9 protein-coding genes are annotated in these 11,794 nt (G+C 55.3%); 1 reads left to right on the top strand and 8 read right to left on the bottom strand.

The features are described 5' to 3' along the window. Positions 1-119: 119 nt before the first annotated feature. Positions 120-3,224 (top strand): hypothetical protein, encoded by a 3,105-nt coding sequence (locus APH44_RS30165; protein ID WP_218187347.1) that lies wholly within the window; start codon positions 120-122, stop codon positions 3,222-3,224. A gap of 104 nt (positions 3,225-3,328) precedes the next feature. Here the strand turns inward: APH44_RS30165 and APH44_RS26325 are convergent, their stop codons facing one another. The 8 genes from APH44_RS26325 to APH44_RS26290 form a co-directional block, all read right to left on the bottom strand. After that, the gene (locus APH44_RS26325) at positions 3,329-4,207 is read right to left on the bottom strand and encodes a hypothetical protein (RefSeq protein ID WP_054888529.1); all 879 of its coding nucleotides are present in this window, start codon (positions 4,205-4,207) and stop codon (positions 3,329-3,331) included. A gap of 86 nt (positions 4,208-4,293) precedes the next feature. Further along, positions 4,294-7,194 (bottom strand): DUF927 domain-containing protein, encoded by a 2,901-nt coding sequence (locus APH44_RS26320; RefSeq protein ID WP_054888528.1) that lies wholly within the window; start codon positions 7,192-7,194, stop codon positions 4,294-4,296. Then, entirely contained in the window at positions 7,191-7,475 is a 285-nt protein-coding gene (locus APH44_RS26315) for a DUF3077 domain-containing protein (RefSeq protein WP_054888527.1), read from the bottom strand. Before APH44_RS26315 ends, APH44_RS26320 begins: the two co-directional genes overlap by 4 nt. Next, positions 7,472-7,753, bottom strand: a complete 282-nt coding sequence (locus APH44_RS26310; protein WP_044046885.1) for a hypothetical protein — start codon at positions 7,751-7,753, stop codon at positions 7,472-7,474. Before APH44_RS26310 ends, APH44_RS26315 begins: the two co-directional genes overlap by 4 nt. 552 nt (positions 7,754-8,305) lie before the next feature. Beyond that, positions 8,306-8,899 carry a hypothetical protein gene (locus APH44_RS26305; RefSeq protein ID WP_054888526.1) on the bottom strand — a complete coding sequence of 198 codons (594 nt, stop codon included), beginning with the start codon at positions 8,897-8,899 and terminating at the stop codon, positions 8,306-8,308. Then, positions 8,896-9,165, bottom strand: a complete 270-nt coding sequence (locus APH44_RS26300) for an AlpA family transcriptional regulator (protein WP_082420956.1) — start codon at positions 9,163-9,165, stop codon at positions 8,896-8,898. The genes APH44_RS26305 and APH44_RS26300 overlap by 4 nt, the downstream gene beginning before the upstream one ends. A gap of 46 nt (positions 9,166-9,211) precedes the next feature. Further along, entirely contained in the window at positions 9,212-10,168 is a 957-nt protein-coding gene (locus APH44_RS26295) for a hypothetical protein (RefSeq protein ID WP_054888524.1), read from the bottom strand. Between the two features lie 280 nt (positions 10,169-10,448). Then, positions 10,449-11,744 carry an integrase arm-type DNA-binding domain-containing protein gene (locus tag APH44_RS26290; protein ID WP_054888523.1) on the bottom strand — a complete coding sequence of 432 codons (1,296 nt, stop codon included), beginning with the start codon at positions 11,742-11,744 and terminating at the stop codon, positions 10,449-10,451. Positions 11,745-11,794: the final 50 nt, after the last annotated feature.

The raw sequence follows: 11,794 nt of genomic DNA, 5'->3' as shown, positions 1-11,794 counted from the left end.
CCCTAACGCTAACGTTTGAAGCGGCGTCCACTCTAGAAGTCTCTGAGGTTGTCCACTATCTGGAAGCAGTAAAAGCACGCGGAGTATCCGAAATTTCGAATCTAATTAGAATCGTAAGCGTGCTGGCCGTCAGACCCGAACTACACATACTAGCAGGATCAACAGCAAATAATGTGAGGCTGGCCATCGAACAAGAGGATGAGGTTAAACAGCGTGCGGAGCTCTTTGCTGATCTAGCACAAGCTGTATCGCCAGCTAGCAAGCAAGAGGCGGCCGTCTATTTTCACCGCGGCTTGGAGCAGTTAGATGCTGTTGGGTCTGGCGACTATCAGTTCGTAAATGAGCTGATGCAATTTGCAGCCTCTCTGCATGGAGAGGAGCTTTCTGAGGAAGACTGCCACACGCTATCCAACATCTGCGAACTTAATCTTGGTGATGAGGAAAATAAGTTCAACTGGGGCATGTATGGCATGGCAATGGCAAAAGCCTCAGGACTGAAGGGGCTGGCAAAGCTTTCCCGATGGGAAGACAGAGGTAGGGTCACACTCGACTACACACTTCTCCCATATATTCGGGGCTTGATCCACGCTAGGAAGATACACCCGAATGCTGCGCTTGCAATGCTCAGAACTGCAAGTCCTGCAGAGCTGTGGGTATGCGGCACGGAGCAACTAATTGATTCCTTGGAGCATCTGCAGCTTAGTCAACAGGATGACCTAATACGAGAATTAATCACCCAGTATCATCAAAACAATCCACATGGCTTCAGCCCAGCAGTACCGCGTGCTTTAGCAGGCCTGGCCAAATCCGCCTTAGGCACAGACTCTTATGATTATAAATATCTATCCTCACTGGCTGAAAGCATTGAGGTCTCCACGCGAGAGTACAACGACCTGAATAATTGGCGAGGCGCCCCTGCTTCTGAGGTTATCGATCGACGTCAAAGAGAACAAACTGACGCAGAAAAGTTACTTGAGTCACTGATGCTGGCAATCAACCCTACAGACGATCTCTCCCTGTCTGAAGCACTAGAGAAACTTCAGGAGCTGAATAGTTGGGGCAGGCGAATTCAAGAGAACTTCTTCGAGCAGTTGCAGACCAAAGTCCCTTACGGACAATGGTCAAATTATGTCACCACAATTGCACGCCAGGAGCAATTAACGCTCCATGAGAAGATTCGCATTCTTAGCGCTTGCAAAGAATCTTGGTCACAAGCATCCAACGCTCTTTCCGACGCTCTTTATGATTGTGGCTCTATCATTATCCGTCACTGCGCAGATGAGTTCATATCATTTGGTTACCTAAGTACCTCGGACATCGATGAGCTTTCCACGGTGACAGGCAAAGACCGCCAAAAACTTATACTTGAGCTAATTACAGAGTTCTCTCACCCCAATTTTGATGTACCGGCATCTGTGTGGTTGAATCTAGGGACCACACTGAATGGTGCAGCCGCAGAGGGAGTTGGACAAACAGCTATTCATCGACTTTTGAATACCGGGGCTGCAAAATTGGCGTCTTCTGTTTTGGACGGCCCCTGGCAACCTTCTCTTTACCCACCTCAAGATCAATCAGAGGTGGCCGCAGGACTCATTTGGTTCGCACTTGGCGCACCAGAGGCCGAAAGACGATGGATGGCCGCTCACAGCCTAAGGGTTGCGATGCGCCTTGGCCAAACTGATATTTTGGACAAGGTTGTGTCGAAGTTTGATGCCACGAATGCAGCTCCTTTTCAGGCTCCCGAACTGCCCTTCTTCCATCTCCATGCAAAGCTCTGGCTTCTGATAGCGTTGGCACGTATAGCTTTAGATCAGCCCGCAGAGGTGAGCAAACACCAAGCTCTGCTGGAACGGATCGCGCTGGACGTGGAAGAACCTCATGTACTTTTCAAGCACTTCTCCGTACAGGCACTACTCACGTGTAATGATCAGGGCCAACTTAGGCTTGAGCCAGCAAGATTGGATGAGCTTGAACGCGTCAATCACTCTCCCTACCCAATTGAAAAGTCGAGCAAACATCTCGGAGGCACTTTTTACAAAGGGCGTCCAGATGGCGTACCAAAACCACTTAAGCCACTCTATCTCGATCACGACTTTGGCAAGCTTGATGTCGCTGGATTAGGTGAAGTATTTGGCCAGCCGCATTGGTATACAGAAGATGCTGTAAACCTATGGGTGAGACATCACGATGCTCAAATCACTCATATGTCAGATCAAGGAGGACGGTCCATATATCGTCGCGGGAGGGCTCGTGGACTTTCTCACGATCAACACAGCTATGGTGAGCAATTATGTTGGCATGCCCTACATGCGGTGGCCGGTGAGTTTCTCGCTAAGCTCCCTGTGATTCAGGGGCCTTATAGGGATGGGGACCCGTGGGAAGAATGGTTGAGTGAGCGAGTGCTTACCCGCAAAGACGGGTTCTGGTTAGCCGATGCTACTGATCGACGACCTCTGCCCACCCGCATCAACCTAAGGGAAGCGTCCGGGGGTAAAGTGGTCCTAACCGGAGCAGCGAGTACGCTGCAATCACTACTAGGCATCAATGGCAATCTGGATGAATGGGTAGTGGTAGACGGCGAGTGGAAATCTATCGATGGCATCGATGTCCATATCCGATCAGCTTTTGTTTCGACTGAGGAAAGCGCGCGGGTCGCAACAGCCCTAGCCAATGAGGAGCCGTTCCATGCCTATATACCTCGATTGGACGAGTATGAGGATACAGAGTCTGACGCCAGCTCGCATTTGCCTCTTATACCTTGGATTGTTGACGTCAGCCATGCTGAAGGGCTCGATGAATACGACACCCTGGGTGCAGCCTCAGCAGCATCGCGTTTAAAACTTGCTAGGCGGGTAAATGATTTCGCACAAATCACCGAAGAAGCCCCATATGGACGCCGGTGGATTGATCCCTCAGGCGCTGTCCTGGTGCAATCTCAAATTTGGAATCAGCGAGCAGACCGTAACGATGATCACCTCTCCAGCGGCACTCAGCTAACTTGTCGTACGGACCTTATCCAGAGGTATCTATCTGCGAATAATGTGAACTTGCTCATCCTAATAGTCCTGCGTCAGTACGAGCCTGGATACGGCAATAGCTCCTCCCGATCGTGGCACACCATAGCTGTGGTGGAGATAAGCGAATCGCTTAAAAGTGCCTACTACCCAGGGCGAACTAACGAGTTAGACGATGAGAAACAGCACACTTTGACTCAATCCAGCTAGATAAAAATCTTGACGGTGGATGGCGACCAGTTAACAGTTACGATACTTGGCCGCCATTACTGCTCTATGCCGAGTGCTTAACGGACACTTACGTCGGCGCCTAATTAAGCTGCTGCGCTAATTTGATCATAATCGTGGAGCTGGACATCAATAATCAGTGAAGGGGTATACTTCCAACTCATTTCAGCCAAATCTCGGTCGCTCCAGTGAGTAAAGCTCTCAATTTGACTACTCACGTGGAAGCGATGAAATGCCATTCCTTCTCGCCCCATGTAGCGTTTCGCCGCATACAACTTCGCCCCGAGATCAAGAAGCTGTTTTACTGACATATCCCATTGTTCTTCCAGGCGCTCCAGTGCCACCAAGACTGCGCAGCGCTCGGCCCTGATAATTTCTTGATCAGCTTCCTCGATATGCGCGTCGATGGTTTCAATTTCCAGTTCCATTGCAGCAATCATCAAGCCTTGGCGACGCTGATGCTCCAGAGCAAAGCCCAAGGCTTTTGCCGCCTTTTGTGCCTCATCGGCAGCCTTCTTCTCGCCCTCGACGTCGCTCCAGGCAATTGCTTGGGCATGGGCCCTTGCTGCATCCTCCTCAGCCTGGCGAGCATCAGCGATTTGCTTATCGGATTGGCTCCTTGCTTCCGCCAACCGACTGCTCAGCAACTTCCGCTTCCCCTCTAGATCAGCCTTATCAATTTCCCAGTTGCCCATTGTTTCTTTATATCCTGCCATCAGCTCGGAGCTGTTGGCTTTTCGGTCGTACCATGCAATGTCCTGATCAATGACGGTAATTTTGAATTCAATGTTGTCGATTTTGGAATTTGCCTCTCGCAGGCGAATTTGTAGGTCATCGCCGGCTGACGTTTCAGCGCCATCTGGGGCACTCAGCTGCACTTCCCACTGAGCGATTTGCTCTTCGAGTCTTTGGAGTTCTGCTTGGTGTTGGCAGCGTTCAGTGTTCAGTTGTTCAAGGCTTTTCATTCATTTGTCATCCATAAAATTGAGGTATCAATTGAACGGCTGGCGAGGCCGGACGCGCCGGTAAGCCTCATGTGCAAGGGCTGCTTTTAGGCAGCCACAGCCTCAGCCAGCGAGGCCTCAGTGCTCGGCTCACTGAGCACCACATAACAGCGCTGCATTCCCATGCCAGGCAGCCTCACAGTGCAGGACGCCTTTCCGTCCTTACCGCTCTGTAGAACACCCCGCTCTATCAGCTCGCGGTTAACGGCCGTGATGTTCATTCCCCGGAACACCTCCGATCGCCACGCCTCCGGGAGCACGTAGTAGGTGATGGTCGTGTGCATGGTGTCGCCCATGCCGTGCTCCATAGTTTTGCGGAAGCCCAAACGGTCGATCGTGCGAGGGCCGTGCTCATCGATCTTCGCGGCGATGGATTCCCACCGCGTGAACCGGCTCTCGCCGAAGCGCTCAATGACTTGGCGCAGGCGTGCCATGATGGCTTCCCCCTCCATGTTCCCAGCACCGCCGCGCTCCGCCAGCCATGCGTGCAGGCAAACGCGAGCTGCCGTGAGCGCAGCGCCGTCTGGCCAGCCGGTCACGCCCAAGGCAGTGGCGAGCTCGCCCGCGGCCCCGGCCAGGCCGAAGCGAAGAGCAGCACGCTGGACCTGCCCACTTGCTGACGCCGGGAGGTTTTGTGCGATGAACTGCTCGACAGTACGACGCAAGATGCTCACCAGACCGGGAAGCTTGCCGGGAGCGCACAGGGCCTCCAGGAATGCTGTGAGCGGCGTACCGTAGAATTTGCTCACCCGCAGCTTGAGCGCATCTGAGAGCGCTGCGGCATCTTCAAATCCACACAGGGTGTCGAACATCCCTAACCCTTTGCTGGCGTTCGCCGGTACCGCCAGCATGCGAACCTCCATGCCAGCCTTGAGCTCTTTGTTGGCTTCGGCCATGTGCTGCGCCAGCGTCTTCTCACCGGTCGAAAGAAACAGCAGTCGCCATTCTTGTACGGTACGGCCTGCTTGCCCTCGATCATTCGCCCGGGCTTTGCCGGTGCCGTTGCCGAGCATGTAGACGGTCTCGCCGATAATGCGAGCGTCGCACATGCCGATTTCATCCAAGATCAGAAGTCCATCAGAGTGCGCCGCAGCGATTGACTCCAATGCGTTGTCGGTGGACCGCCAAGACCGTACCAATCGTGGTCCGCCGTATACTGAGGCGGCCACTTGCAAGTGCGTGGTCTTCCCGCCGGAACTGTCACCGTAAAGGTGAAAACCGCCGGACTCATGTCCCAACAGATGAAGCAAGGGGCCGGCAAAGGCCGTGCTGACAACAAACGCCAAGCGATGATTACCGACACAGAGAGCGCCTATCTGGCTCTGCCACTGCTCAAGGGTGCCCGACTCGTTGATTGGCGGTAGCTGGGCTCCAGCGTCATAGAAATGCAGGTGCTCACCATGCTGACCGACCTGACGATCAGGTAACAAGAATGCATTGTTGTGCCAGCCCAGACGGGTAACCAGTCGTGCTCGCTGCGAGCTATCAAAACCCTGCAGATAGCTCTGCAGGTCGTTGCGCGCATGCCTACCTGACCTAGATCCAGCCAGGCGCAGCCCCATGTCGACCAAGGGGCCCAATACGTCTTTGCCAAAATCGCCGGTCATAGTCCGCGCCGGGATGTTCCAGCGCTTTTTTTCACCGTCTGGGTCGTCGAACTCGACGAGCAGCCCCCAGTTATGCCCCTTCTCGTCGCGGGTGCGCGCGAGAATTTCCAGGGGCGAACATACGGGGCGTGCCTCACCATCTTCGGTGGCGTAGAACACGCCTTCTTCTGTCAGGCGGAAGCCAGTCGGGAGTAGATCCCGACTGGGACGGGCCTTCCCTTCCTTCGCCTTGCTTGGCTTCGCATCAACCACCTCGACAACCGATGGAGTGCTCTGGCTCGCGCCGCCGAACAGCTCACCGGTGCTAGCAAGCAATGCGAAATGCGCAGCAGTCCACCCTCTCTCCAGTGCATCGGCGGCGTCATCACCGTCGCCCCAGCGTCCGCCTTTGGCAAAGCTCGGCGTTTCGCCCTTGAGCATAGGCTTGCGCTTGAACACTGATAGCTCGACGGTTTGCACTACACAACCAATTTCCGCCAGCTTGGCGGCTACCGCCTGCATACACTTCGCACCGCTGTCATCGTTATCGGGCCATAAGAGCACCCCACGGCCCTGCAAGGGGGTGAAGTCTGCCTTATGCCAAGAGTTGGAGCCGTTCGGCCAGCAGGTGGCCACGTGGCTGGGCAGAAGCACCTGGGCTGCATCAGCGGCCTTCTCGCCCTCGCACAGAATTACTGGCGCGTCTGGCTTCTTATCCAGCTCGTCCAGGCGTAACAGTGGGCGTGGCTCAGCCAGGCCCTGCCAGCGCCATTGAGCCGGTCCCTGCGCGCCACGCGTGCACCACGTGAGCGGCGCAAATACCTTCTTGGCGGGTTGTTCTGGACTACCGGCGACATCGAAACGATAGAGAACCATCAAGGGGTCGCCTTGGCCATTGCGGTAACACCAAACTTTCGACGGAGCCCCATGCTGTCGGTGCTTGCTTGGGCATTTGGTCATCGCCTCAGCGGGGATCGGTAATACCGCCTGCCATTCAGCGGTTGCTGGCTTTTTAACCGGCTGAGCCGAGATCGCGCCACAAGGATCAATACGCAGAAACTCGACCAGCTTCTGACATGCATCAACGTCAGAGGAGCTTTCGAGATAGCGCACCAGGTCGATCAAATCGCCGCCTTTGTCACCCGTTGCAAAGTCAGCCCACGTGCCCTTGGTCAGGCTGATCTTCAGAGAGCCGGCGTGCTTGTCATTTCGGGTGGGGTTCGGTGCGGTGTATTCCTTGCCACCGTCTACACGCTTTCCGTTTGGCAGCCAGTGGGAGAGCACCCGATCAATCTGACACAGCGCCTCAGCTTTGACCTGCGCGAAGGTGGGGCGACGGCTGTTGACTGTGGTTCCGCTCATGCGCCACCGCCTTGGGCAACTTGAAGCCCTGTGGCGACGTCATCAATGAGGGCTTTAGCCATTTCCCCCAGGTAATGAGCAGCCCAAACCACCGTCCCATTCTCATTTTCCATCCCACCCCGCAGAGTGAGCTTATTGATGCAGTCCATCAGAAGCGAGGCTTGTTCAAGCGCTTCCTCACAAGAAATGCCGGCGTTAACACGGAACAGCGGTGAACTCTGCGAGTTGCAATTGGCAAAGGTGGCGCCGCCAGCGGTGTTGATCTCCAATAAGGCCTTCATTGCGCACCTCCAGATACCGAGCGACGGCTTGATTCGTCAGCATGAATCACCAGCGTGCGAATCAGCCCCAGCGTCCCGCGTACGTCCCACAGGGCAGCGGCGATCACGCGGTTTGCCAAGCGAGGGGCGTCACATTCGAACTGATCTTCTAGCAGCAGCAGAACAGCGTTCGCACGCTCTACCGCGCAAGTGATGGCATCGACTGGAATACCGGCATCAGTCTGTTTAGGAACAGCGAGGATGTCTTCGGGCAGGGCCATAGTCAGAGAAGTGCTCATTGCGCACCCCCTGTATTTTCCAGGGCGCGGGCTTTGGCCATATGGTCGTTGTAACGGGCAAGACGAGTGCGAAGGCTGGAGTCGGCGTGAAGAGCGGCGAGAGCCAATGCCCGATGGGCAGCGGCGCGAATTTTGGACGGACGGAGGGCGTGCATTGGGTGTTGCTCCTTGAGTTGAGGAGCCATCACCGCTTGCGGCCAAGCAAGGAATGGTGACGGCTGTACGCGGGTTGGCCGACCGGGACTCAAGGCACCCGGCACACCCGAAGGTGTCCCACGCACAGCCGCCATAACACGAAACTGCGGGCACAAAAAAAGCGCCTGCAATCGTATGGTGGGCGCTTGTGCGCCTTGAGTAGTTCGACCGGCCAAGGTCGGTCGCTGAATTTGCAGCGACGACTACAGAGTAAACGTGAGTGATCAGAAGCGCAACAGGTGCACTTACTTGCATAAGCGCGAATGCAAGATTAGATTGAGCAGGCATGAAGACTTACCTCAACGCCCTCGGTAGCCGCCGGGGGCGTTTTCGTTTGAGCGGTGCGGGCCGGAGCGGTCAGTTGCCGGGTGTTAGTGGGGGTCCTTCGCCTTTCAGCCAGGCGAAGATCCTCGCATCTTCCCTGCACCGGCGGCGGTACTCCTCGGCGAGCCACTCTTCACGCTTTGCAACGCACTCAGTTACGAAAGTATCCAGGTCTGTCTGGTCTCGTCCAAATGCATGACTTTGTTCGCTGGTGGCCTGCTCCTCCTCCAGATCGTTCGCTACCCAGCCCTCCCAAACCTCAACATCATTCGAATAGAGATAACTCTCATCGGTGAACCAGTAGGTTACCCATTCAGCTAGTTGCATGGCCGTGAGAGCCAAACGACGCTGTTTGTCCATTGCGAACGGCCCTTCTCCCACGATGGTGGAGAACTCACGACGGATTCCATGCTTCCGCATGAACGCGGGCATTTCCCAAGGGTTCGCGCGCAGCGGAATGGCTAGGCCATCTGGGTTGAAAAAGAACGCCTCTTGGGACTGGCCGTTCCAACTCACTCCAGCAATGATCCTGTGGCGCCAGTTGACATCCCCATGCTTGTAGAGGCAGAACGCTGCGCCATATGGATCATGGAATGGGCCAGTGAAGTGATAATGGCGCACGCTCATGCTGCCACCCGGTCACGAGCCTGAATGCGGCTACGCGTCCATGCTTGAACCTCGGAAAGAACCCAGGCTACCGGGGCACCCCGGGCGTTGCTGTTGCTCAGCTTCACCGGCAGCGGAAAGCCACTCTCGGCCTGCTGCATCAGCTTGTAGATCGTGGGGCGGGCCAACCCGACAATGGCCATCACTTCAGTGATGCGTATCAGTGTGGTCTGCGGGTCGCGCCCAGAATGGAGGGTGTTTGCTGCGGAGAGAGTGGTCATAGTCATGCCTATATCTACAGAGACAGGCACAGACTAAAAACTCAAAAACGAATCAACACGGTCCGCTCGTTTTTCTTTTTTTCCTCGGGCCGTACTCTCCCAGCGCTCTGAGATTTTCCCTTATCGTGTCGCGCGTTCCGATTCCCTCTATGCCGACCAACCTGGACAGCAGTGCCTTAGGTTCAATTTCAGGATAGGACTTCTTGATACGCTCAACGGCGGCCCGAGTGAGCTCCCGCTTCTTCGCCTTTCCATCTTGAGTAGCGGTACCTGGCCGACTGTTCCCCTTGCCAGCCAAGCGCGCCCTCTCGGAGCTTTTCACGGTGTAGATTTTGTCGATCATTGTTGGAAAAAAACTACCTGGCTGAAGCGTCCCAGAGCTCAACGCGACTTCAGACTGGCGATGAAGGTCAGCAAGCATCAAAACCTTTTCCGATTCAGCCACCCACTGGGCAAAGGTCTCTCTGACCTCAGCTTCCCTGCGCGGTTGGGTACGGCGTTGGCGCTCAACCATGGTGTGAAAAAACTCGGGATCATTCAGCCTTAGGAATTCGGCTAAGTCAGGGTTGATGTCGTACACATTGAGCTCAACATTCCCCAACCAGTCAGCCAGCACCTGAACAGCGTCCAGCGCTTGCGCGAAGGCGTAGCTCGCCGCCATTCGAGAGCTAGAAATAGCTTCAACTTGACCTAGCACCTGACGCACTACATCCGGCAGCGAGAACGACTGGGCATAGCACAATCGCTCGTAAATGAGATCTCGCTGCCTGAACGTCTCATGGATTACCCGCCTTGCTTGACTGGAATACCCCAAGCCTTCCTCGAGCCAATATGAAGCTGCCTCGTTTATCACATCAAATGCCTGGCGAAAGTGCTCACGAAACTCAGGGAAAAGTGCAACTTCCGCTACAGCATCCTCCATCATCTGGATCTCATCGAGCAGGCTACTGATGTCAGTATTCGCAAGCTCGAACGTGAATTGCTCCACCTCATTTTCGGACCAGATCACACCCCACGCCCCCTTGATCGAAAAATGAGCCTGCGCGATAGATGATCGCTATGCTGCCGACAGGCAACAGTGGTGCGAAACACCATATAGCTTTGATACACCTGCTTGTCCGCGTGGGCCAGCGATGTGTTACCAGTCCGGAGGCTAGGATTTTCAACGGTTCCACCAGCCCCGAAACACGAGTTGCACATGAAACACCCCAATTAGTGGCTACGATCCACGAGCATTGACGACCGTAACGTATCGCTGGCTCTTGATGCCTCATGCGTTGCTTGAAATCTCAAATGTCGCTCGCGACAGCATCTCGGTGGGCAAAGTCGTATGGGGTGATCGCTTCCATTCGATTGGCGTCTAAATAATCTGCCCACCACTGCACCATGAGCCTTCGCTCCTGAATGTGTTCTGCTTTGTGGATATACGCTGCGCGCACCGTGTTTCGCTCCTGATGGCTCATCTGTCGTTCGACGGCGTCTTTACTCCACAACCCCGACTCAACTAGTGCTGAACAAGCCATTGTCCTGAAACCGTGGCCACACAACTCTAACTTCGTGTCATAACCCATGCGTCGAAGGGCCTTGTTGACGGTGTTTTCGCTCATGGGTTTCCAGTGATGGTGATCACCTGCAAATACCAAGTCGAATCGGCCGGTGAGATCGCGGATTCGCTCCAAGACACTAACTGACTGGCGACTGAGCGGTACCAAGTGGGGTGTGCTCATCTTCGAACCGCGATGGGAGTTCTTTACGCCCTCGATGGGCGCTCGCTCACCAGGGATTTCCCACATCAACCTTCCCATGTCGATCTCACCCCAGCGAGCGAATCGGAGCTCACTAGAGCGGATAAACACCAGCAAGGTCAGCTGCACCGCGAGCTTGGTCAGGCCGCGCCCGCTGTCGGCATCTATCCGCTGGAGAAGCTCAGGTAAGCGCTCGAATGGCAAAGCAGGCCGGTGCGCTGTTTTGCGGGTCGCCGTGGCGCCTTGCAGATCGATCGCAGGGTTGAAATCTAAATGGCCATGCTGAACCGCCATACGGAGGATGCCCGTCATGTACTGGCGTAAGCGTGCAGCCGTATCCAAGGTATCCCGCTTTTCCGCCGCTTTCAGCGGAACAAGCAGATCCCGTGTTTTCAGCTCCGCGACCGGACGATCACCGAGAGTGGGCAACAGGTGGGATTCAATGCGTCGCCAAACGGTGGAGGCATGACCAGGTGTCCACTTACGAGCGCAGGCCGCATGCCATTCCTGTGCAAGCAAACGGAAGGTATTCGCTCGGGCATTGACCGCTTCCTGTTTGTCCAAGCGCGCCTGCTCGATGGGGTCTTTCCCAGCAGCAAGGAGTTCAAGCGCCTGAGCGCGTCGCTCCCTGGCCGCTTTCAAGCCGAGCGCCGGATAGTTGCCAAACGTAGCTAAACCATCACGGCCATCAGGTTTGGTGTACTTCATACGCCAGGTCTTGACCCCTGACGGCTTCACCAGCAGGTAGAGGCCTTTGCCATCGAACAGCTTGTAATCCTTCTCCCGAGGCTTGGCCGCATCACATTTGGGATCGGTGAGAGGCACCACTGTGCGCGCCATAGGGATACGTTTCCTTGTCGAACCGAGATATCCCTAACCATATCCCTAAA

Source organism: Pseudomonas sp. NBRC 111143 (assembly GCF_001320965.1).
Taxonomy (GTDB): Bacteria; Pseudomonadota; Gammaproteobacteria; order Pseudomonadales; family Pseudomonadaceae; genus Aquipseudomonas; species Aquipseudomonas machongensis.
The sequence above is the reverse complement of the archived record's forward strand: the minus strand, read 5'-3'. Positions and strand labels throughout refer to the sequence as shown.

Excerpts from the sequence above, each read along its gene's own strand:
- APH44_RS26315 (WP_054888527.1), bottom strand. The coding sequence starts at position 7,475 with ATGAAGGCCTTATTGGAGATCAACACCGCTGGCGGCGCCACCTTTGCC.
- APH44_RS26300 (WP_082420956.1), bottom strand. The coding sequence starts at position 9,165 with ATGACTATGACCACTCTCTCCGCAGCAAACACCCTCCATTCTGGGCGC.
- APH44_RS26325 (WP_054888529.1), bottom strand. The coding sequence starts at position 4,207 with ATGAAAAGCCTTGAACAACTGAACACTGAACGCTGCCAACACCAAGCA.
- APH44_RS26290 (WP_054888523.1), bottom strand. The coding sequence starts at position 11,744 with ATGGCGCGCACAGTGGTGCCTCTCACCGATCCCAAATGTGATGCGGCC.
- APH44_RS26305 (WP_054888526.1), bottom strand. The coding sequence starts at position 8,899 with ATGAGCGTGCGCCATTATCACTTCACTGGCCCATTCCATGATCCATAT.
- APH44_RS26310 (WP_044046885.1), bottom strand. The coding sequence starts at position 7,753 with ATGAGCACTTCTCTGACTATGGCCCTGCCCGAAGACATCCTCGCTGTT.
- APH44_RS26320 (WP_054888528.1), bottom strand. The coding sequence starts at position 7,194 with ATGAGCGGAACCACAGTCAACAGCCGTCGCCCCACCTTCGCGCAGGTC.